Genomic DNA, 25,543 nt, shown 5'->3' with positions numbered 1-25,543 from the left:
TTATTTCTTTATGATTTTGTGCATTGACTTTTTACCGTTTTCGTCTATCTGAACGATGTAAATCCCTTTATTCAAAGAAGAGATGTCAACAGTATTGGTCTGTACTTTGATTAATGTATTTCCCAACATATCAAACACTGACATTTCAACAACTTCAGCAGAAGTACTGTATGTGATTTGTCCTTCGGTTGGGTTTGGAAATACTTGATTTGAAATTTCTATAGCTGTAAAATGCTTTGTTCTGGCAGAGGAACCATCACTGATCATCACGGTATAATCTTCCACTTCTCCATAACTAATCACATCACATGGATTGGGATAACCGTCATTTGCATATTGCATACTTACTCTCATTCTAGTAGTACCGCTTAATGCTGAGTTAGGAACAGTGAAGTTACTTGTAAAAGATCGTCTTGTTGAACGATAGGCGATTTCTTCAGTATTGGTATCAAAAATACCATCTTGATTGTAGTCAATCCATATCACAAATCGCTCTCTATCAGAAGTGTTTGGATCTACAAAAAGCGTATGCGTATTTCCTTTTGTAAGGTTGAAAGTTACCGAAGTATAATTTCCATACCCATTATCATTTCCTGAGAAATTGTAAATTCCATCAATTCCCACTTCATCGATATATTCATAACTAGTGGAGTTGCCATAAGATGAACAATAATCAACTGCTGAAGCCGTAGTGACAATTTGGATAGGAGAGTAGTTACTTTGATCGGTGCCACAAACACTTCTCACACGAAGATCATAGCTTGTAGAAGAAGATAGACTTTGGATTGAATAACTAGTAGTATTGACAGTAATAGTTGTCCATGAAGAAGTACCCGTCACCCTATATCTCAATTTATAAGAACTTGCCCCGGTGTTATTCCAAGAGGTTGTAATGCTTGAAGCGGTTGTTCCATCGATCGACAAATTGGGAATATCACAAACGGTTGGGGTTGTTCCACCATCACAATTGGGTGCAGTGGCTCCAGTTGTTGCACCACTTCCATTGATGTAATTAAAACCATTGTAACCATTGTTTGTGTACATGTCTAACCAACCACCACCTGATGCAGTTTTCCAATCGTTTAAATTAAATGAATTACCATTTCCATTGATAGATCCTTGAATCACGTAGGCTTTCACTGCAGCCGAATTGTTGTTCCATACTAAAGATTGACCAGAAGTGATATTCTCAGGGACTGCACAGTTGACAACCATAAAGTAGGTTTTAGTAGGGTATTGCGTTTGTCCTCCATCTCCAAAAACTTTTGCATTACCACTTCCATCTATACATACAAAAGTAGCTTCATCACATGCAATAGCATACCGGTTAGTTTCATTTTTGTCCGCAACGGTTCTCGCTAACAATCCGAAAGCTCTACCGTATCTGTTTTCATTATTTGTTCCATGTGTGCGGTCTAAATGTGTGTCAGTGATGACATTGGTGAGGAAAGGGTTGTCAATAAAATCGTTGTAAAAAAATGAATTGTTGGTATAAGGATGGTAGGGGTCATCCAGAATCTCTGAGCTTAATATTCCCGAAGTGGCTGGAGCATAATAAGTACCGCCCATAATTGCCATTCCTGCAGAAGTACCACCTACAGGAACCTTCTTATCATTAATGAGGTAATTTATTGCATCTTCTACAGCTGTCCCTTTCCAAAGGTCCATATATTCTCTTTGATCTCCACCCGCAATAAATACAGCCTCAGCATCACGAATGTATTGTGCTACCGTTGTATTGTTGGCAGCATTTCTAGTCGTAATTGATAGTTCAGCAGCAGCACTTATTGAGTTGCTGAAGTTACTCCATATCCATGAAGCCTGATTGCCCACTGCATCCGTTCTTAGTACCAAATAATCACCTCCATCTGCTTGATCTAAGAACCACTGCGTAGCATTTACTTCTCCATCACCACCCACTTCAGCACCGCCTACAAGCATTGTTGCACCATTAGGCGAAATGCTTCCGTGCCCGTTCCATGTACCACCTTCCAAAGAAAAGTTATACCCTTGAGCATAGGAGTTTAAAACATTTAGAAACAGAATAGCAATGAATGCAATTCCTTTTACATTGTAATAGTTACTTTTCATAATAGTTATAATTTAAGGTATGAATTTTAAGAGACATTCTTGAGGTAAATTATAGAGTGATGCATCACCAAAGCCAAACGAAATATGCTATGAATTAAGTGTTTACATCCTATAAGACAACCCCAAGATTGTACTTGAAAAAAGAGCTAATAAGTTATAGTTGGTTGAAAATATTTTTATGCTAATGAGTTGATTCTACTCATCAAGTATATATCTATAAGTTTACGATGGTCGACTTCCAAACACCCTTCTTCTTCATTTTTTCCATTGCTGAAAAAACAAAGCAAAAAAAGCTAGGCTTAGAAGTCAAAAGCTAAATTCCATTTCTTTCGCCTAAATGATTTTAAACTCGCTAAAGCTCAAACAGCAAAATCATTTTTAACGGCTCATTCCATGAAATTCTTCACGCTTTTCCCTTCAAGGCCGGGGGAGTACTACCAAACTAAAATGGTAGAAAGCTCATTCGTGTCCTTCAGATTATCAAAAATCTCCTGATTTCTAGAAACTAATAAATAATGAAATCTCAGTTTAAAATTCACTTATTTTAGGTCGTTATTATATCAAGTGGAAATAGAGTGGTAGTACCAACAAAACTCCTGCTGCGAGCATCAAAATACCTAGTAAAGGTAACATCCATTTGAGCCAAATTTCATAGGGTATTTTGGCAATAGACAATACTCCCATAGTGACCCCGCTCGTTGGAATCACGAGGTTAGTGAGTCCGTCACCAAATTGGAATGCTAATACTGCCACTTGTCTTGAGATGCCCAAAAGGTCACTTAAAGGAGCAGTAATGGGCATGGTCAAAGCGGCTTGTCCTGACCCTGAGGGTAATACGGTATTCAATGCACTTTGAAATAAGAACATCGCTTCGGCTGCTGCAAAATCTGGCAATCCATTCATAAGGTTAGAGATGGAAAATAAAACGGTGTCAATAATCTTCCCTTCAGTAGCTACAATCAATATTCCCTTACAAGATGCAATCACCATTGCAGCAGTCATCATTTCCTTAGCACCTTTTATAAAATGATCACTCATTGCGTTGGCATTTACACCACATATGATGCAACCTAAAAAGCCAATAACGAAAAATAGCGCTCCTATTTCAACCATATACCATTGGTATTGAGCCACCCCAATAACTAGGCCGATAATTCCCATTAGAAACAAAAAGAGTACAGCCTTTCTTTTGATATTAAAGTCGACAGCTTTGATTGTATTTTCACCTCCTTTTTCATCATTTGGAGCGATTAAACTTTTATGAGGATTTTTATCAATTTGTGAGACGTAATACATGATATACATTACACCAATCAAAGTGAAAATACTCCAAATGACGATTCTATATTCCCATCCACTGAAAAGAGGGATTTCTGCTATACCTTGTGCAATCCCTATGGTGAAGGGATTACTGATTGCACCTGCAAACCCAACACCAGCGCCTACAAAGGGAATGGCAATCCCAACGATAGGGTCCAACTTTAAGGCTTTAGCCATAGGAAGTGTAATTAAAATAAAGATGAGCACTTCTTCGGACATTCCAAAAGTGGCTCCAGCAAGAGAGAAGCATACAATCAAAAATGGAATCATTATCATTTTGTAAGTTGATTTTCTATTACTCCAAACCACCAACTTTTGTAAGCCAGCATCTATGGCTTCAGTAGAAGTGATCATACCAAAAGCACCTCCTACAATAAAAATAAATGCAATGATTTCGGCTGCAGCAATAAATCCTTCTATCGGAGCTGTAAAAAAAGAAGTGATACTCTGAGGTTGGGCTTCCACCAAATGATATGTATTGGGAATTAGAATATTCCTTCCGTCAATTATTTCTCTCTGGTATTCGCCTGCTGAGATTACCCAGGTTAGGCCAATAAAAAAGAGCAGAATAAATGAGGTAATCACCAAAGTATCAGGTAACTTCTTAATCATTATTTCTTTGTTTTCTTGTGATGAATTGTACTAAGAAAAAAGGGGATTCTTTATGATAGAATTGAGCTTATTTGAAAATAGCAACGTTAAGTTTTTGCTCATCAGATGATGTCCAACCTCTATACATGCCTTCTGAATTAAAAGAAAGTTCAATGTTTCCTTCATGGTCCACTGCGATAACTCCTCCTTCGCCTTCCATTTTTACTAATTTATCATGGACCACTTTGTCAGTAGCTTCCTTCAATGAAAGTTGTCCCATTTCCATATAAGCCGAAATATCTCTTGCTACTGTAGCTTTCAAAAAGAATTCTCCATAACCAGTACACGAAACTGCACAGCTTTCATTACTGGCGTAAGTACCTGAGCCGATGACTGAACTATCACCCAATCTTCCGTACTTTTTGTTAACCAATCCGCCAGTTGATGTGGCTGCGGCAAGGTTTCCGTCTTGATCTAAAGCAACAGCTCCAACCGTTCCAAATTTTCTCTCACCGTCATGATCCACCAACATTTGATTGGTTTCTTTGGCCATCAGCCATTGTTTATATCGAGATTGAGTGAAGAAATAATCATCTTTTTCTTCTTTCAGTTGATGTCTTCGAGCAAATTTTAATGCCCCTTCACCATGCATAAAAACAAAGTCAAGGTCGTCATGGATTTTCTTGGCCAATTGTATTGGATTTTTAACCCCACGGATTCCTGCCACTGCACCTGCTTCTAGTGTCTTACCTGACATGATTGAAGCTTCCATTTCAAATGAACCATCATGTGCCATTACTGCTCCTTTTCCAGCATTGAAAAGCGGACAGTCCTCTAAAGCCTTCACAGCAATTTCAACGGCATCTACAGCAGTACCTCCATCGGCAAGACATTTCTTTCCTTCGTAAAGTGCATGTTGCAAGGCTTCGTGTATTTCATCTGCTTTTTCAGGTGTAATTTCCGTAGGTAAAAGTGTTCCGGCTCCTCCGTGAATAGCAAGGGCAAATTTATTTTTCATATTACTTTTTGCTTATAATTTTATCTTATCACCACTTCGAAGTATACTTACATTCATTTTTCGAGTGCTGATTTTTGTTTTGTCTGTGTTGATATGTTGTGGTTTCTCTACAAGTATTACCTGACTTTCTCCCACCACTTCGGCAGTATTGTTCTCTACTAAAATTGCCGTTGATTCATCAATCCCTATTCCTTTTAATTCAGGATGTTCGATGACCGCAGAAAATAAACGATTATATCTACTTCTTTGGATAAAATGCTGATCTATAATCACGCTTTTGAGCATGCCTAGACCTGTACTATAAATTAGATTATTACTTTCTATGGTTCTGCCGGTATCATCATATTCTGGGTAGTTTTTTTCATCACCAGTGATCATAACATGACTCATTACGGCTGCTCCTGCACTAGTTCCGGCAATCATTCCTCCATTTTCAAAACAATCATGAATTGCTTTGTATATTCCAGTACCTTCGATTCTCTTCATAAAACGGTTTTGATCACCCCCTGTGATGTAAATTAATTTAGCATTTCTCAAAGAATCTAACGCAGTGAAAGAAGGCATGTTCTCAAATGTATAATACATTGATTGAATATTTGTGAATCCCAATTCTCTGAATTGCTTTATACCATAATAACTAGATGTATCGGGCTCAATGCTAGACATTGCAAGCACCACACCATATCCCTCTTTTAAATCTGCTTCATCTGCTAATCTCTGAATCAATGCAGGTGGCCTTTTCCCTCCTCCGATAATAAAGAGTTTTCCTTGTGCTAAAACAGAAGCTGACAAGAGCAGTAATGCGGGTAGTAATAATTTAATTTTCTTCAATGTCTTAAGATTTTTAGCTCCCTCTTCCAAACTAGAAGAGGGAGTGTTATTCACCTAAAATTTAGCTAAGCTAACCGTTTAAAACAAGCCTAATGCAAGCGCATATGGTCTCAATATTTTAACATCATCAACTGCAGGAATATTATCAATATCTAAAACCACTTTGATATCTGAACCATCTAGGTTGGCAGACATAATTTTACCATCTGTACCGTCATCATTTGTACCTCTGTCAGTCCAGTATACTCTTTTTGTAATAGGGTCTGCAATTGTCCCCCAAACAAACTCTTGTGGATAATCCACAAATTCTGTTTTAGTTTTAGAAGCAATTTCGTAGATCGTTCCTTTAGCCGTAATGAAATCAAAATAGTATAATTTACCATCAAGGTAAGAAATATCACCAGCATCAACCTCAGGGATGATTTCTTCTAAACCTGTACCGTCTAAATTAACTTTGTAAACACCTCCACCGAAGTCGTAAGCATCATTCGCAAAATAGATCACTTGATTTTCTGCGTCATATGAAATACCTAATGGTAATGAACCTTCAAATGCCCCGTTTGCTGTTGAAAATTCAACAAATGGTTTTAAATCAGAACCGTCTAAAGCAGAAGTATAAATACCACCTTCAGCACCCCAGTATAACCTTCCCTCAATCACTTTGACACCTGCTGGGTAGTACATCATATAAGCGTCATCACCAAGATCAGCTACATTTAATATTACTGATTTTTCTCCTTTTACAAGTGCATCGTATTGATACATTAATTCGTCTTCTTGGTCTACAACATATAAATTTTCGTTATCCAAGTCAGCAGCAATACCGTAAGGCTTGGTATGTTTTTCTCCAAAAGTCTGTACAATTGGTGTTTCAGCATCGTCATCCAAAATAATCATGTGAATTTGACCTGTAGCTCTATCAGTGTAGTAAAGAGTAGGTTTTTTACCTCCTAGCGGATCTTTAATGACAATCGTTTGAGTCGTAGTATCTGCTCTGTCATCATCAGCTCTTGCAATTAATGTAACGTCAAAAGTACCAAACTCTTCGTACGTGAATTCAGGATTTTCATCTGTTGAAGTTTCTCCTTCTATACCGAAGTTCCAAACATATGAAGTAGCTGCAATTGATGTATTTGTAAAAGTAACCGTTGAAGGAGCAACTCCTTCATTCGATAATTCATAATCAAATTTGGCCACCACACTTGCTATTGCAGGTAGCTCTTCATCAGAGCTACTACAGCTTGTGAATACTATAAATGAAAGTGGAAGTAAGGTTGCAAATAACCTTAGTAATAAGTTAGAAAAAGTTTTCATAGTTCGTAAATAATATAATTAAAAAGATACTCTGTTGTGGGGTAGACCTTAGGTCTGTCCGCTTTGAAATATTTTATCATTTAGCAGTTGAATAACTTAAAACTGGAAGTGTTGGATGTTCTTTTTCTATCTACTCTTCATTAGAATATCATCACATAGCTATGCTCTTCTATTCCGCTTTGATTAGGCTGAAAAATTCTAATTCAACGTTTCCCAATTTCAAATGTGCAACTGCGAGAGTCATGGAAAATGACCGTCAATGATTTGTTGAGGCAATAACTATCCACCCTGTAAAAAATACTTACAGGTTAAAATTGTCGTTGCTTTGTTTTCTCTTTTTAGTCACTGGAGTGATGAAGAAAGTAGACTTTTGAACTACTTTTTTTCGGCATCACTCCAATGATGATTACCAAAGTTTAGTATCCAGGATTTTGATCGTCCTGATTGATACTTGTATTGGTTTGGATTTCTTTGAGAGGAATTGGATACAATTGTGAATTTACAGAAATCCCTAATGTTGAGGTAGCTCTATCCGTTCTCACAAGGTCATTCCATCTATGTCCTTCAAAACAAAGTTCCCATCTTCTTTCATCAAGAATCGTTCTGATAGGATCGCTACCTAGACTCGTTAGAGGAGTAATTGCTCTTTCTCTTACAGCATTCAAAGCCTCAAGAATCTTCACTTCGGCACTCATTCCACTCATTCTATAATGCGACTCGGCTTGGATTAAATACATTTCTGCTAATCGTAGGATAACGATTGGATCCGCACCGTTGGCTGTATCTTGATATTTCGCGACTCTTTTACCTGTACCATTACCATCAAGTGTAGGGAACTCTTGGAAAATGAAGGTGGAACGTGCATCATCTTTTTTATAAGAGTTGGAAAGACCGTTGGTAAAACTCACTTCACCACGACCTCCCAATGAAGTAGGAGAGAGGTAGTAAGACATTCTGTTTCGGTCTTGAGCCGAGTAATTTAATTGGAAGATGACTTCGGTATTTTCTTTAGAAGTAAAGATTGATCCATAATCCAACACAAGTTCATGCTTACTATTTTCAGTTACTGAAGTTGCAAGGTCAAGTGCTTTTTGATAATGAGGTTGACCGTCTTGATTAGTATTCTGAAGATAGCTCCCATAATAAAGTTCTACCCTCGCCATCAAAGCATCAACTGCAGTTGAACTGACAAAGAAGTTTCCTTTATCCAGTGTAATTCGCTCTTTTGCTGCAGTTAGATCTTGAAGGATTAAATCATACACTTCCTCTCTTGATAACCTTGGTAAATTAATATCACTTCCTACACCTTGTGTTGAAGTTGCTTTGTAAGGAACTCCACCGAAATTTTTCAGTAAATCAAAATGTGCCAAAGCACGCATGAAGTAGGCTTCACCGATAGTATTGTTTCTTTCTGCCTCATCCATCACAATTGTTTCACCTCTTTCGATAATATTGTTGGTGGTATTGATAGCAGTATAGACACTTGACCAAAAGCTCTCTACAGTAGCATTGTCACTTAGGATGGAATGATTTTCAAATTGCTGATAATCTAATGATGTACCTGTTCTTTGGCCGTCATTCGAAGAAAGTGCCCCTAAAATATAAAGGTCCCTTCCGTAGTAGCTGTCCGATTGGAAGTCGTTGTACATACCCATCAAAGCAGAATTCAAACCGTTGGCATCAGTAATGGCATCTTTTGCGTCTATTGAAGCAACGGGCTTCACATCCAAATTACTTTCACACCCAATTAGAAGTGATATAAGTAAAATACCTGATATATGTTTTAATTTTTTCATGATTGATTGCTTTAGAATGAGACATTTAAACCTGCTGTGAAAACTCTAGCGTTAGGGTAGGTGAAGAAATCTGTACCCATTCTTACACCATCATCACCTGCATAATTTACCTCAGGATCCATACCGGAGTAATTGGTGAGTGTAAATAGGTTTTGACCTGAAACATAGACTCTCATTCGCTCAATAAAAGCCTTTTTTGTGAGTACTCTTGGAAGTGTGTATCCTAGTGTTACATTTTTCAAACGAATGTAAGATCCGTCTTCAACAAATCGACTTGAAGCTCTATTATTATTGTTGGGGTCATTGGCTGTAGCTCTTGGAATATCTGTGATATCACCTGGCTGTCTCCATCTGTCCAAAATTGCAGTAGTTTGGTTGTCTTCACCTTTCATTGATTCCAAGTAAACTCTCGTACCATTGTATATATCATTCCCTACAGAATACTGGAAGAAGATACTTAAATCAAAGTTTTTGTAATTCAATGTATTGGTAAATCCGCCATAGAAATCAGGGTGAGGATTTCCGATTTTTGTTCTATCATCTGATGTGATTTCTCCGTCACCATTTACATCTTTGAAAACCAAATCACCAGTAGAGGAGTCTACCCCTAAAACTTTGTAACCGTAAAAAATACTGATTGGCTCACCTTCTTCAATTCTATTATTTCCTCTACCAATATTATCAATAGGCTGTCCGTTATAAAGTTTTAAGACCTCGTTTCTGTAAGTAGAGACATTAAGTGATGTTTTCCAATTAAAGTCTTTCTTTCTAAAAATCTCATAACTTAACAAGACTTCAATACCTTGGTTTTTCATTTCTCCAATGTTGGAAATTACGGAAGAGAAACCAGATGTAGGAGGTAAAGGTCTTGATAATAACATATCAGTGGTCATTTTCTGATAGATATCTGTTGTCATCGTAAAGCGATTTCCCCATAATCCTAAATCAATACCGAAGTTGGCTTGTTTTACAGTTTCCCATTTCAGATCTTCATTTGGTAATTGTGTGGGAGCAATACCTGGCTGACCGTTGTAATCAGCACCAGAACTGTAAAGTGCTTGGTATCTGAAATCGCCAATAGCATCATTACCCGTTAAGCCGTAACTACCTCTGATTTTGAAGTCTGAAATAGCACTTATGTCTTTCATAAAGTTTTCCTCTACAATTCTCCAAGCTACAGAAGCAGAAGGGAAAGTACCGTATCTGTTGTTTGTTCCGAATTTTGATGAACCATCCCTACGAGCACTAAATGCGAATATATATTTGTTTGCATAACTATAGTTGATTTTTGTGAAGAAGGAATTCAATCCTCTATCCAATCCATAGCTGTCCGCTTCAATAATTTCTGATGCCGATGTGATGTATTCAAACTCTGGTCTTGAGAAATTTTGAGCTCTGATGTAATTGCTTCTATTCTCATAGCTTTCACTACTAAAACCAGCCATCACATCAAAACGATGGTCATTAATTGTTTTGACGTACTGTAAAGTGGCATTAATCGTTGAGTTGATCGAAGTGTTATTCGCACTGAAACCCAAACCATTGTAAGATGCTCCTTGGCGTGTATTCACTGGATCATAACTATGTTCTCTCAAATTATAATAATCAAAACCTACTTGTGTACGGAAGGTAAGGTCATTGATAATCGCTATATCCAAATAAGCATTTCCAAGACCTCTGTACGTGTAAGCCTTATTGATAGACTCATTGGCAATGGCCACTGGGTTAGCATAAGGGCCATCTTCATTATAGCTACCATCTTCATTATATACAGGGTAAATGGCAGGGAGTGAAAGTGCGTTTGGAAGAGGAGCATTTAAAGATTGATCACCTTCAATTCTGTTGTTTTCAGACATGCCGAATTGCAAACTAGTTCCCATTTTAATTTTGTCTGAAAAGTGGTGGTCAATGTTTGCTCTTAAGTTACTTCTATCATAACCACTACCTTTTACGACCCCTTTTTGATCAAAATAACTTCCCGAAAGATAAAAGCTCGTTTTTTCACCGCCACCTTGAAGAGAAAGATCATAAGAAGCGATGGGGGCATTTTGGAAAATTTCATTTTGCCAATCCGTATCATGCTCAAAATTATCAATGTATTCTTGTGTGTATTTTTCAATACCTAACTGATCATTTTTATATTCAAACCATTGCTGCTTGTTCAATAAATCTAAACGCTTATAAACTTGTTGTACCCCTCCAAAGGCATTAAATGTAATTTTTGTTTTTCCAGATGCACCTCTTTTTGTGATGATCTCCACCACACCGTTAGCTCCTCTAGCCCCATAAATTGATGCTTCAGTACCGTCTTTTAATATTCTGATGGATTCAATATCAGAAGGAGATAAGTCAGATAATGCACTAATCGTTTGTCCACTGAAACTAACTTGAGAGCTGTTTTCTGTAATGACAGGAATACCATCAATTACATAAAGTGGTTGGTTGGCGGCATTGACAGAACCTACTCCTCTTACTCGAACAGAAAGAGCACTACCTGGTGTTCCAGAATTGGAATTGATCTGAACACCCGAAGCTTGACCAGCCAAAGCGGCATCTAGTGTTGCGACTGGAAGATCTTGTAATGTTTCACTGTCTACAGACTGTAATGAGGATGTCAATAATTTTTTGCTTGTCGAAGAATACCCAATGACGGTTACTTCTTCTAACTCTTCTAGTTCTGATGCCATACTGACATTCAGGGTCGTACGATCACCAATGGTATGTTCTTGGTTGATCATACCAATATGATTGAAAACTAAAAGTTTACCTTTGTCTGCTTCAGTGAGTAAAATAGAGTATTTACCATGAAGATTCGTTACTGTTCCGTGTGTTGTTCCTTTTATAAACACCGTTACTCCGGGAATCGGTAATCCATCTGTCTCGCCAATCACTTCTCCTTCGATTTTAAAATCTTGAGAATAGGCTAAGCTTATGCTAAACAAGAGAATAGCAGTAAAAATTAGTCGAATATGTTTCATAATTATTGTACTTGGGTGCCTTTAGTTTCGTTTGATTTTCAATGTCTTCTGAGCCCCTGAATTGCGATCGATGGCTCTAATGATCATTGGATATTTGGTAGGGATAGGGAATTCAATGATTTGACTCGTACTATAGACTTCTTCTTTTATTCTTCCTTGAAAGTCGATGAGTTGGATTTTTCTATCACCCAGTTTTTGAAAAATCAATTGCTCATTTTTCCATTGAAAGTTAATGTCATTTACCTCATTTAAATCATTGATAATAATTGAATTGAAGGTTGGTTCGTAATCCTCAAAAGTAGAAGACTTTAATCGAATTTTGTTGTTATAAATGATATGAGATTTGATTTTATTGTAACCTACAATAGCTCGTTTACTATTGGCCAAACTATAATTTTCAGTTTGATTTTCAAGAAGTATAGAAGAATGCTCACCGCTGTAATCAACTTCCCATTGATCATCAATTACCGTAAATGTGATGGAAGAATTTTCCGTCAAACCAAGTGACCATTGTACATCTTGAGTGATGAGCCCTTGCTGAAGTACAGCTGTAAGGTTTTCATTGTACTCACTGTCATCAAAAATTGCAGTGGTGATTAATGTTTTCTCAACAAGCCCTAACCCAGTGTTATACCTTAAACTTCCATTGTAAGCTGCAGTAGTACTAGAATTGATATTTGATGCATAAAATTCACCTACATAAGGAATAGCCTCATCAAATACATACAAATGAGTTGTACTACTTTTCATTTGATTGTAGACCCAATTTAAAATGGAGGTTTTATCTAAAAAGGAATTTATGTGAGTGCTACTAAAAGGGAGTAAAAAGATATTTTCTGTTTCTTGTAAAGTAGTTTTGAAATCATCCAACTCAGATGTAGGGATTGCTCTCAAATTAAGAAGAGAGACATGATCACCCCAAACATTTTCAATTGATGTACTTTGATCATATACAATCATTGTTTTTTGATTGAGATTTTGGATATAATCTTCAAACTTCTTGTCACTAATTAATGATACTGTATTTTTATGTATCTTGGAATTGTTCAATTTATCAAGATTGTCAACATCCATTTTTTGCTGTTGAGTTAGGTCAAACTGCTGTCCATGTACACAACTAATGATTTCAGTTTCACTCAACTGAAGTGGTAATGAAGGATCAATGTTATGAGATGAATTCAACTTGATAAATGAAGCAGCTCCAGTTCCGTAAACAGTCCCAACTTTTTGTGTATTAATACATAAAGCAGTTCTGTCATCCACACCAATACCAATTGGGGATTCATCAGAATTATGAATATTCCAATAAGCAAGCATACTGATCAGTCTTGTCAAACGACCACGTTCGGCAAAGTGTGTATCCACTAAGGTATGGGGTAGGAGGTTTAAAAAGTCATTTCTGAAAGTAAAATACTTAGCATCCATACTGTTTAATCCATCCTCAGGATAGAGACTGCCTTTCTCAGCAGTATATACAATAGAGGCTAAAATAGCCATTCCAGCAGAGGTCCCTCCAAGTACAACACCATTGTCTACTTTATCAGTGATCAACTGATGGAAGAGGGTGTTTTTGTAGTAAGAATAATATTTGTTTTGATCGCCACCTTTGAAGAAAAATGCGGTATAATCGCCTAATTCGTCTATTATTTCATTATTGTTAGCGTTTGTTCGATCAATTTTAAAGTCCTTGACTTCTTTAGCTCCTAAAGAAAGAAAGTAATTTTTTAGCCAGTCATCTTCGACTTCGGCATAAGAGATAATTGCTATTTTTTTATTTTCCGACTGATCCACAAACCATTGATACGGTTCATCAGACCATCCTCCTTCTATCTCACTGCCACCACCTACTAATAAAAGTGGTATGTCTTGTGCGAATGATGATGAATAAAATAAAGAAGACACAAGGACAAGCATTAAAATATAATACTGTCTCATGAATCAAGTTATTTGAATAGGATTTAAACGAGAGATTATAAGATGATAAAATCTAAAAAAATTGGGTAAATTGATTTTATCAGCAATTAAAAATAGGCTGGAGTCCTTGTAATCCTAGATCCTTACAAGGCAAACATTCGGGCGATATGTTTATTAAAAATAATTTCATTTTCTCTGTTGCTTATCGCAATTAAGTAAATAAAATTTAACGAAACAAGCCTCCATTTATTTTTTTGTGACTTCTTGTTAAAATCTAATTTTTATTCTGCTAAAACGCAGATTTATGAATCATTCTTCATTGAAGAAGTTGGATTGCAGTGTAAATAAGCGACTTAGTAGTAGAATGCAATTTTTAATTTGTTGAATATAATTTCGATTTCTTTTCATTTTATACTTTCATAACTTAAATAACTCTAATAATAGAAGATGAATTAATAATTAATTAGTTATTCACTGATTGTTACTTTAACTTCATTACGGTATCAAAAAAATTCTGCATAAGCAGTGTGGAAGTTAATTATTAATATATAAAGCAAACCTTTTTATTTTCGAATAAAGAAACTATACAATAAATTATGAAAGCATACTTCAGTCTATTACTCCTTAATTGTTTACTGGCAACATCTGTTTTTTCTCAAACATTGAAGCAGCATCTTGATGTAGCTTATGAACTACGTGAGACCAAAAAGTATAATGAGGCTATTGCCTTACTTGATAGTCTAATTACAATAGATTCCGTAAGTGCAGAAGTCTATTATTTAAAAGGAAGTTGTTATCATCATACCAATCTTTATGATCTTTCGGTACTGAACTACCAAACTGCTATTGCAATGGATTCTCTTTACAGTAATGCAATATACAATTTGGCGAATAGCTACGAATCTCTCAGTAAAATGGATAGCGCTGAGCTGTACTTTAGGAGGTACATTGAGTTAGATAGTGGTGATGCCTATGGGTATATGAGATTAGGAAATACTTTAAGGAGCCAAGGAAAGGAAGACAGTGTCATGTATTTTTATGAGAAAGCCTATGCGGTCGATTCGGTGAATCTTTATGCTATTTATACTTTAGCCCAGGAGTACTTTATTTTAGAAGATGTTGAGAAATACAATACTTTTATTGAAAAGGGTAAGGCCTTGTCTGAAGGAGACGTTGATTTTTATTTATTAGAGGGGGCTCTTGAAAGTGAAAACAACAATTATGAGAAGGTAGTAGAAATTTGTGAGGAGGCCATGAAGTTGGATTCCACTAATTTTGAACTAAACCGATTATATATTGAGTCAGTCATGTTACAAAAAACAGATCCAAAAGCAATTTGTAAGATTGATTACCGAAGTAAGTTTGTTGACTATAATAACGAAAAGCTCCAAGATATTTTAGCAGACATCAATGAGGACGATCATGCCAAAAATATGAAATTGATGAAAGAGGGAACGATACTATCGCTGGAGGATTATTTCCGTTTTTATCTATCTCAAAAAAATAAGCCTGGTTTTTCCGCTTATTTTAGTCAAGCTAATCCTAATATCGATAAGTGTTGGGAAGAAGAAAATTATGAAGAATTGGTGAAATATGGAGAGGAAGTATTTGATAATACACCTTTGCGATTATCTGATTTATATAGAGTTTGTAGTGCTCATTATTCGCTAGGCAATATTGAGGAGTTTAGAAAGTACTATGCTATTTATTTTGGTATTTTAGAAGGTATGTTAGCGACAGGAAATGGTACAGAACCAGAGTCGGCTTATATTGTAATTACCGTTTCAGATGAATATGCAATCCTTAACTATTTAGGAATGAGTTCTTCTTCTCAAGCTTTAGTAAAAAATAATGGCCATAGCTATGATATCCTTACAGGCCAATATAGTGACGGAGAAGAAAAGAAAGTATACTTCAATGTTGATGTTCCACTGACAAGTTTAAACTCTAGTTTTACTTCATCAAAAGGGAAGAACAAGAAAAAGAAGAACAAAAAGAAACGTAAAAATAAATAATGATCATTACTCTGAAAACTCAGCTTTTGACTTCAAAGCCTAGATTTTTTGCTTCGTTTTTCATCAATGGAAAAATGAAGAAGAAGGAAGCTTGAAAGTAGGACATAAAAGCCTGCTGAATAGTTGATTGAAAATTTGTGGTAATCTAGTATACAATGTATTACTACACTGTAAACTAAATTTTCATTAATTAATATGACTCCTTTTATGAAGGATTAATGGTAGTGTGTTGTGGTTTGCGAGGACGTTGCAATGCAATGTCCCTACAGAACTGCATTTTAGAAAATTATTATAAAACTTTTGTCTTTTAATATGTAATCAGACTATCATTTGGTAGTATCTCCCTCGGCCTTGAAGGGAAAAGCGTCAAGAATTTCATGGATTGAGCCGTTAAAAATGATTTTGCTGTTTGAGCGCAGCGAGTTTAAAATCATTTAGGGGAGAGAAATGGAATTTAGCTTTTGACTTCAAAGCCTAGATTTTTTGCTTCGTTTTTCATCAATGGAAAAATGAAGAAGAAGGAAGCTTGAAAGTAGGACATAAAAGCCTGCTGAATAGTTGATTGAAAATTTGTGGTAATCTAGTATACAATGTATTACTACACTGTAAACTAAATTTTCATTAATTAATATGACTCCTTTTATGAAGGATTAATGGTAGTGTGTTGTGGTTTGCGAGGACGTTGCAATGCAATGTCCCTACAGAACTGCATTTTAGAAAATTATTATAAAACTTTTGTCTTTTAATATGTAATCAGACTATCATTTGGTAGTATCTCCCTCGGCCTTGAAGGGAAAAGCGTCAAGAATTTCATGGATTGAGCCGTTAAAAATGATTTTGCTGTTTGAGCGCAGCGAGTTTAAAATCATTTAGGGGAGAGAAATGGAATTTAGCTTTTGACTTCAAAGCCTAGATTTTTTGCTTCGTTTTTCATCAATGGAAAAATGAAGAAGAAGGAAGCTTGAAAGTAGGACATAAAAGCCTGCGGAATAATTGATTGAAAGTTTATAGTAATTTAGTATACAATGTATTACGTATTAAAAATCATCTCTAGTTTACATGATTGATATTGAAAATAAAAAAAGCTTCCCAATACATTGGGAAGCTTTCTATTTATTGAATTATTACTAAAATGTTGTGTTAGTTATTATTTTTTGATCACTTTTACGACCTCTACGGTATTTTCAGATTGAATATTAATCATATAAATACCGAAGTTGTAAGAAGAAAGATCAATTGTATTTTTACCTTTCAATAAGCTTACTGTTTGAAGCATTTTACCATTTGTATCCATCACATAAGCCGTAGCATTTTGTGTCACTTCAATATTGATGTTATTTGAAGTTGGGTTAGGATATGCACTTACAGTGTTTACCAATGAAGGGTCAACAGATGTAGGATCTGAGATTGGATTGACAGTAACGATTACTTCATCCATTACTTCTTGACCAAATGTATCTGTCACTTTTAACGTCAATGTGATTTCAGTGGCTTCGTCTACTTCTGGAGCAGTGAATGAAGGACTAGCTTTATCTGCATCAGTGATTGTGATGGTCTCATCACTTGAAGTCCAAGCATAAGTAACATTGTCAGCAGTTGACAGAGAACCATCTAATGTCACTACATCACCTTCAGTTACCGTTTGATCATCACCCGCGTTTGCAGTAATTACTGGATAAACCGTTACTTTAATTTCATCTGTTGCAGTTTGATTAAATAAATCTGAGACTGTTAAAGTGAAAAGAATTTCAGTTACTTCAGTAACGTCAGGAGCAGTGAAAGTGGCAGCAGCCATATCTGCATTTGTAATGACTACATTATCATTGTTTGATGTCCAAAGGAATGAAGCATCAGTTGTACCAGTGTTTGAGCCTGTTAAGCTGACAGTAGTACCTCCTTTTACCGTTTGATCATCACCGGCAGCAGCCGTAATTGTAGAGTAAACCGTTACTTTTACTTCATCCATTACTTCTTGACCGTAAGTGTCAGAAGCCTTTAAAGTGAAAGTGATTTCAGTAGTTTCATCTACTTCAGGTGCCGTGAATGAAGCTGAAGCCATATCCGCATTTGTAATTACGATATTAGCATCACTTGAAGTCCAAGCGTAAGTTACGTTCGCAGAAGATTGTGAACCATCTAAAGTGACAGTACTTCCTTCCATTACCGTTTGATCATCGCCTGCAGCAGCAGTGATTTCAGGATAAACGGTTACCACTACCTCATCAGAAACAGTTTGATTAAATTGGTCAGAAACCGTTAAAGTGAAAGTGATATCTGTTGTTTGATCGACTGCAGGCGCTGTGAATGAAGCCGAAGCCATATCCGCATTTGTGATGACTACATTATCATTGTTTGACGTCCAAAGGAATGAAACATCTGTAGCTCCTGTATTAGAACCTGTTAATGAAACATTTGTTCCTTCTTTCACAGTTTGATCATCACCGGCAGCAGCCGTAATTGTAGAGTAAACCGTTACCGTTACTTCATCAGATTTCATTTGATTGAATTCGTCCGTAATTGTCAAAGTAAATGTGATATCGGTAGTTTGATCTACTTCAGGAGCCGTGAATGAAGCCGAAGCCATATCCGCATTTGTAATTACGATATTAGCATCGCTTGCAGTCCAAGCATAAGTTACATTCGCAGAAGATTGTGAACCATCTAAAGTGACAGTACTTCCTTCTAATACTGTTTGATCATCGCCTGCAGCAGCAGTGATTTCAGGGTAAACAGTAATCACTACGTCATCTGATTTTTCTTGGTTATTTTGACCAGAAACCGTTAAAGTAAATGTGATTTGAGTCGCAGTAGTAACGACAGGAGCTGTAAATGAAGCCATTGCCATATCTGCATCTGTAATAATAACATTATCATTATCAGATGTCCAAGCGTAGGTAACGTCTGTAGAAGACATAGAACCATCTAGCGTTACTGTTTCTGTTGACATTGCAGCTTGATCATCTCCAGCATGTGCCATGATTTCAGGGTAAACAGTTACGATAACATCATCAGTTTCACTTAAGTTTTCATCATACGTCACTGTTAATGTGAAAGTGATGTCGGTTGCTGTAGTAACCTCAGGGGCCGTGAATGAAGCCAAAGCCATATCTGCATTTGTAATTACGATATTGTCATCACTTGCTGTCCAAGCATAAGTTACATTTTCAGTAGTTGATTGAGAACCATCTAAGTTTACAGTTGTATTCTCAATTACACTTTGATCATCTCCCGCTGCAGCCACAATTACAGGATAAACTGAAACTGTTACCATGTCAGTATCTTCTTTACCTTCATAAGTGACTTTTAAAGTGAAATCATAATCAGTTTTCTGAGTAACAACAGGAGCTGTAAATGTAGGCATAGCAGCAGTTTCGTCAGAAAGTGTAATTCCTTCAGGAGCCGTCCAAGCATATGTAGCTGTAGCCGGAGTTGAAGCCGATGCATCTAACGTTACTAACTCTCCAGATTGTGCTGTTTGATCATCACCAGCCACTGCTTTTGTAATTGGTAAAACAGTGACCACTACTTGATCTGTCACTTCCATTCCTTTATAGCTCGCAGTGAGTGTGAATGTGTAATCTGTTTTTTCAGTCACAAGCGGAGCTGTAAATTTCGGTTGAGCAATTGCATCATCATCAAGAGTAATTTGGTGCTCGTTTGTCCATTTTAATGTCACATTAGCAGGTAATGAAGCCGTTGCATCTAGTGTCACTTCTTGGTTTGCTTCAATAGTTTGAGCTTCACCAGCATCAGCTACAGCATTCGGGATCGCAGTATATACTACCTCTACTTTATCTGTTCTTAGAGCTTTTGTAACATTAAATGAGAAGGTATAATCCGTATCTTCCATTACGTTTGGAACTGTAAAAGAAGCCTTCATTTTATCTGCATCAGTTATTGCAAGATCTTCTTTTGAAGTCCACATAGTAGATAACATTTCACTTGAAACATATGAACCCATAAGATCCACCATGCTACCTGCTCTAACTTCTGAACCTTGACCTGCACTTTGCATAATGTCTGCATCATACTCTACAATGCTTAAATCATCTAAGTAAATTTCATCTTCAGGATCAGTATCTGCAGCAAGTCTTGGTGAAGGGTAGATGTTTAATTTCGCCAACACTTCATCACCAAGACCGTCTCCATCATTTGATGTAAACTCAGGTGAAATTGTAATGATTTTTTCGAATTCAATCCATTCGTTCAGCGTCAATTCTTTACCCCAAGTTACTGTTGGTCTTGTAAGTCCAATCTTCGCACCGTCATACCATTCAGTTTGTGGCATTACACGTAAGTTGATCACGTTCATGCTCATTGCGACTGCTTTCACTCTACCTCTTAAAAGGTAAGTACGACCAATGATTAATGGCTTTTCAATAAATGATGCAATTTCTGTTGCTGAATTGTGATAACCTCCTAATTGTTTTTCTTTGGAGAAGAAACGAAGACTTTTAGTACCTTCAGTCTTCTCACTGTCCACCTCATCAGAAGTAGAATGCACACCATCTAAGCCAATCCAACCTTCAGTTAATTCTTTCTCAAAAGAACCGTTGGCTAATAATTCTAACCCGTAGAAAACACCACCTTTCACTGTAATGTCAACTTCAGCAGTGCTTTCAACGGTGCCATCACCTACTGTTACCTTAAAAGTATAAACGGTAGTTTCTGTTACATCTGGAGCAATAAAAGTTCTGACTCTATCTACATTCGCAGAAGTAGGAGACAAGACAATATCGTTACCTACAGGTTCCCAAAGGTAAGTCAGTGCATCACCGTTGGCATCTGAAGAAAGGGAAGCATCTAAAGTTACTAAATCTCCCGAAGCCACAACTCTTGGCAAGCCAGCATCAGCTACTGGAGCTTTGTTATCTTTATCTAATGTGATGTCAAATGTTTCATTTTGCGTTACAGTGAAAGTACTGTTTTTCTCAAGGAATAAATCTTTAGTGGCAGTGTAAGAGTACTCTTTTGCCAAAATACCATTGATACTGATCATACCATCAGCATTTGTGATATAATCATTATTGAAAAACTGACCATCTGTAATGGTTACAGCAACGCCTTCAAGCACTGTACCCCCTTCTTTCATGAACTTTAATGAAATATCGAAAGACTCTTCGCTATCTGTTAAGAAAACAACGTAAGTCATTTCCTCATCATTTGTACTTAGTGAACCACTATTAGTTTTGTATCCGTCTTTCGTTACTGTAAAATCATAGCTACCAGGCTCAAATAAATCATCTATCATGCCTTGAGCATTGGTGGTATACTCTACTTCATTGATTGTAACAGTTGCACCTTCAATTGGAGTGGTGTTGTCAGAAGCGATGATTTGAAGTGGTAATTGCTCAAAAGTAATTAAGCCATCAAATACAGTGCTTTCAAAGCCTTGCAATACAGCAAAAGAGTTTTGTTTCATCACCCATTGCCCTGTTCCATCCGTAAAATCAAACCCAGTATAGGCCGCTGGAGTAGTTAATTCAATAGGAGTTCGAACAGTAACTGTATTGTATTTTGGTGTAGTTTGAACAATAGTATAAATGTTTTTTACATATTGAGGGTCTACAATAATAACCTCACCTGGCTTACCATCATTTCCATTGAAACCAGAGTCACCAGTAGATTGCTTATTGTACTCTTCACTCCATCCATATTGACCATAGAAAACAAGGTTTTCAAAATAACATAAGTTCGTAATGTTATCAATATCTCCGAAGATCGCACCGTTTTTGATGTAACGTGCTCTCAATTCAACAGAAGAGAAGCAGTTTTTGACAATAGTACCATTGTTGGGTTTACCCATGATACCACCCACTTTTCCTTGACCTTCAATAGAACCACCAATAATAAAGCAGTTTTCCATTGTTGTCAAAGCGGCATTACCTAATATGGCACCGACTCTTTCTGCCACCACATTAATATAAGGATCAATCAATCCTAAGTTGATCACAGAAGCGTTACTAGTATTACCAAAAAGACCGTGACCGATCAAAGTTTTAGTTGTACGTGATTCTGTAATAGAAAGATTACGGATAACGTGATGATTACCATCAAAATTACCTTTGAATTGCGAGACTACTTTATCGCCGTCAGTATATTCATAACCGATCGATTTCATACCGGTAATACCCTCCATGTCGATATCAGTAGTTAGCTTAAAGTGTGTACCCTCTACCCAATGAACTTCAGCTTCAGTAGTACTCAAGGCCAATAAATCTTGAGGAGTACTAATAAGGAAAGGATCGTCTTGTGTACCGGTTCCTCCTGAATAAGTGGGAGTTTGTGCAAATAGGGACGTGTTCAGTAAGGTGACTAGATTGATAATAGTCACTGTAAGTAAAATAAAGTAACTTCTTTTCATTTCGTTAAAAAATAGTTTAAATGTAAGAACTATAGTTGTACTGTTTTTCGGATTTACTTCAGATGTAGACTTCTAAATCGTTTTATTTTTAGTAGACATAAAAAATGTATTGAGTTCGTTTATCATTTTCATTCCGAATGACATTTTCTAGTACAGGATCAATATTAGACGTTCCCCTTCGAATAATCGCAAACAAATTTCTCATAAATAGTGGGGGATATTTAAAGCTGTTAACTGAATTCGAGGTTTTTTGAACTTATTTTGATGGGAAAAACGTCGTTTTTACGATTATTTAAAATTAAAAGGTGTGTAAATGATTGAATTGAAGGGGGGGAGATCTTTTTTCGTTTTTTTTGTGGAATACTTCAAAAAAAATACCTGCTATAATTGTCTTAAGAACAAAAACAGAAATTTTGATAAAAAATGAAGAGTGATGAGAGTAAAGCTAAAATAGTAGCAAGGACCTCACCATAGAATCAATTTTGTTTTAGGGCTTATTCTTCAAATGAGGAAATGAAATAAAGTAAATGGATCAAACATACTTGAAGTAAAGAAATGAGATTTAGTAATTATTTATGGCTATTATTATTAATGCCAATGTCGGTTTGGGCACAGTCCAAAGGGCAAGTCGATTTCAATAAAGATTGGAAGTTTTATAAAGGGACAGTGGAGAACGGTGAGAAGAATACTGTCAATGATGAAAAATGGGCTACAGTTCGAATTCCACATGATTGGGCAATCTCAGGCCCTTTCTCAGATGAATATAATGCAAGAAGTGGTGGATTGCCATTTCACGGTGAAGGTTGGTACAGAAAACATTTTACTTTGACCAACACTCAAAAAGACAAGCAAGTGGCGATTGAATTTGAAGGAGTGATGAACAACTCTGAAGTTTGGATCAATGAGCACTATTTAGGAAAAAGGCCTTTTGGTTATATCGGTTTTGAATATGACCTAACACCTTACCTAAACAAAGACGGGGAAAACGTAATTGCAGTGAAAGTAGCGCCTGAAGACCTTTCTTCAAGATGGTATCCTGGTGCTGGTATGTATAGAAAAGTTTGGCTGAATGTAAATAATCCTGTTCATATTGCACATTGGGGTACTTTCGTAAAAGCAACGAATGTAACTTCAAAAGTAGCAACTGTTGAAATGGAAGTGGAAGTGGAAAACCACTTGAAGAATGATGAAGTAATTACTATTATTCAAAAAGTAATTTCTCCTGAAGGAAAAGTGGTGGAGCTTTTGGAAACAAAAACTGTTGCTGAAGCAGGAAAAACAATCCATGCTTTTAAATCCTTCAATATGTTGAAGCCTCAGTTATGGTCACAAGAAAACCCAAATCTTTATCATTTAAAGACGGAGATCAAAAATCAGAAAGGGGAAGTAACGGATACTTACATTTCTCGTTTTGGTATCAGAGATATTAAGTTTACAGCCAAAGAAGGATTTTTCTTAAATGGAAAACTGACAAAGTTCAGAGGTGTTTGTCTACATCACGATTTAGGTCCTCTTGGTGCAGCGGTCAATCGTAGAGCTACAGAGCGTCAGCTGCAAATCATGAAAGATATGGGCGTTAACGCAATCCGTACTTCGCATAATCCTCCGAGTAGAGAGTTATTGGAATTATGTGATGAAATGGGATTAGTAGTTTTGGACGAAGCATTTGATGAGTGGGGTGTTGCAAAAATTGAAAACGGTTACCACAAATATTTTGATGAGTGGCATGAGCGTGATTTAAGAGATATGATTCGTAGAGATAGAAACCACCCTTCTATTATTATGTGGAGTATCGGTAACGAGATCTTGGAGCAAGCTAAAAAAGATGGTTGGAAAGTGGCGCAGCGTTTGGCTGAAATCTGTCATGAGGAAGACCCATCAAGACCTAATACAGCAGGATTCAATAACTATTATGGTTCTATCAAGAATAAGTTAGCTGACCAAGTTGATATTGTTGGGTTCAACTATAAGCCTGCTAAATATAAAGAAGTAATTGCCGCACACCCAGAGTGGATTATTTATGGTTCTGAAACAGAATCAGTAACAAGTTCTAGAGGGGTTTATCATGATACTTTCTTAAAGAAGTATGATAAGTTTAGTGACAACCAAGTAACAAGTTATGATATTGTTGGGCCAGTTTGGGCGTACCCTCCAGATATGGAATTCAAATTCGAAAAAGAAAATCCATCAATTCTAGGTGAATTTATGTGGACAGGCTTTGATTATTACGGTGAACCTACTCCATATGGTGGTAGAGACAACTCTACAAATGGATATTGGAACGATGATTGGCCTTCAAAATCGTCTTACTTTGGTGCAGTGGATTTATGCGGTTTCCCTAAAGATCGTTTTTACTTATATCAAAGTGAATGGACTGATACACCAATGCTACATTTACTTCCTCACTGGAATTGGAAAGGTTTTGAAGGAAAAGAAATTCCAGTATTTGCTTATACTAATGCTGAAGAGGTGGAATTATTCCTAAACGGAAAGTCATTAGGTAAAAAAGTAAAAGGAGTAGATAAAGCTATCATTCCAGTGAAGTTTAGATTCTATGAGGGACCAAATAACTTTGAATCGCCGTATAGATTACGTTGGGATGTTCCTTACGCAGCAGGTGAGTTAAAAGCAGTATCGTATATTGATGGAAAAGTAGTTGGTGAGGAAATTATCAATACTACTGGTAGAGCCAAAAACATTGAGCTTTCAGCAGATCGTCAAGTCATTTCTTGTAATGATGGTGAAGATCTAGTATATATCACTGCGAAAGCTGTTGATCAAAATGGCAACTTCTGTGCAACATTCAATGGTGAATTACAGTTTGACGTAAAAGGTACAGGTACTTTTGAAGCTTCAGGAAACGGTGATGCTGCATCATTAATTACGCCTAACAATAAGAAATTAAAGTTTTTCAACGGTTTAGCATTAGTGATTGCAAGAGCCAATGAGGGACAAGAAGGTACAATTACCATTTCTGCAAAAGGAAAAGGTTTAAAATCGACTTCTATTGAAGTAGAAACAAAAAAGACAGAACAAGCAAAGGGATTGTTATAAGAAAATGAGGTAGGAGTGAAGAAAGATAAAAATATAGTGAGGTATACTTTTTATTCTTCTTCCTACCTTTTCACCTTACTACTTATTACACTGTAAACTAAGTTTTCGGCTTTTTTTGGTTTTTAGAAATCAGGAGATTTCTGATGATTTATTGGACACGAATGACGCTATCGCTTAACATTCGTGCCAATGGGTTTTCTACCCTTTTAGTTTGATAGTGCTTCCCCTGGCCTTGAAGGGAAAAGCGTTAAAAATTT

Annotated in this window: 11 protein-coding genes; 2 read left to right on the top strand and 9 right to left on the bottom strand. The window is 36.5% G+C overall.

Annotated elements, in window-relative coordinates:
- The 8 genes from PL77_RS31400 to PL77_RS25835 form a co-directional block, all read right to left on the bottom strand.
- The gene (locus PL77_RS31400) at positions 1 to 2,091 is read right to left on the bottom strand and encodes a GEVED domain-containing protein (RefSeq protein ID WP_063769055.1); all 2,091 of its coding nucleotides are present in this window, start codon (positions 2,089 to 2,091) and stop codon (positions 1 to 3) included.
- Positions 2,092 to 2,646: 555 nt separating this feature from the next.
- Positions 2,647 to 4,023, bottom strand: a complete 1,377-nt coding sequence (locus PL77_RS25865; protein WP_044211700.1) for a YfcC family protein — start codon at positions 4,021 to 4,023, stop codon at positions 2,647 to 2,649.
- Between the two features lie 67 nt (positions 4,024 to 4,090).
- Complete coding sequence (locus PL77_RS25860; RefSeq protein WP_044211699.1) at positions 4,091 to 5,020, bottom strand: isoaspartyl peptidase/L-asparaginase family protein; 930 nt, start codon at positions 5,018 to 5,020, stop codon at positions 4,091 to 4,093.
- A gap of 12 nt (positions 5,021 to 5,032) precedes the next feature.
- Positions 5,033 to 5,905, bottom strand: coding sequence for a cyanophycinase (locus PL77_RS25855; RefSeq protein WP_156152546.1), 873 nt, complete (start codon positions 5,903 to 5,905; stop codon positions 5,033 to 5,035).
- 24 nt (positions 5,906 to 5,929) lie between these two features.
- Complete coding sequence (locus PL77_RS25850) at positions 5,930 to 7,165, bottom strand: PKD domain-containing protein (RefSeq protein ID WP_044211698.1); 1,236 nt, start codon at positions 7,163 to 7,165, stop codon at positions 5,930 to 5,932.
- Between the two features lie 416 nt (positions 7,166 to 7,581).
- Entirely contained in the window at positions 7,582 to 8,961 is a 1,380-nt protein-coding gene (locus tag PL77_RS25845; RefSeq protein ID WP_044211697.1) for a RagB/SusD family nutrient uptake outer membrane protein, read from the bottom strand.
- A gap of 11 nt (positions 8,962 to 8,972) precedes the next feature.
- Positions 8,973 to 11,939, bottom strand: coding sequence for a TonB-dependent receptor (locus tag PL77_RS25840; protein WP_044211696.1), 2,967 nt, complete (start codon positions 11,937 to 11,939; stop codon positions 8,973 to 8,975).
- Positions 11,940 to 11,960: 21 nt separating this feature from the next.
- Entirely contained in the window at positions 11,961 to 13,874 is a 1,914-nt protein-coding gene (locus PL77_RS25835; RefSeq protein ID WP_082026740.1) for a cyanophycinase, read from the bottom strand.
- A gap of 575 nt (positions 13,875 to 14,449) precedes the next feature.
- Here PL77_RS25835 and PL77_RS25830 point away from each other — a divergent pair.
- Positions 14,450 to 15,868 (top strand): DUF4919 domain-containing protein, encoded by a 1,419-nt coding sequence (locus tag PL77_RS25830; RefSeq protein ID WP_044211694.1) that lies wholly within the window; start codon positions 14,450 to 14,452, stop codon positions 15,866 to 15,868.
- Between the two features lie 1,147 nt (positions 15,869 to 17,015).
- Here the strand turns inward: PL77_RS25830 and PL77_RS25825 are convergent.
- Positions 17,016 to 22,232 (bottom strand): T9SS type A sorting domain-containing protein, encoded by a 5,217-nt coding sequence (locus tag PL77_RS25825; protein WP_044211693.1) that lies wholly within the window; start codon positions 22,230 to 22,232, stop codon positions 17,016 to 17,018.
- 555 nt (positions 22,233 to 22,787) lie between these two features.
- Between PL77_RS25825 and PL77_RS25820 the strand changes: the two genes are divergently transcribed.
- Complete coding sequence (locus tag PL77_RS25820) at positions 22,788 to 25,286, top strand: glycoside hydrolase family 2 TIM barrel-domain containing protein (RefSeq protein ID WP_052444736.1); 2,499 nt, start codon at positions 22,788 to 22,790, stop codon at positions 25,284 to 25,286.
- The last annotated feature ends 257 nt before the right edge of the window (positions 25,287 to 25,543 follow it).

It is taken from the genome of Flammeovirga sp. OC4 (assembly GCF_000812565.1).
In the GTDB taxonomy this organism is placed as follows: Bacteria; Bacteroidota; Bacteroidia; order Cytophagales; family Flammeovirgaceae; genus Flammeovirga.
Note: the sequence above shows the minus strand (reverse complement) of the source record. Positions and strands in the feature narration are given on the sequence as shown.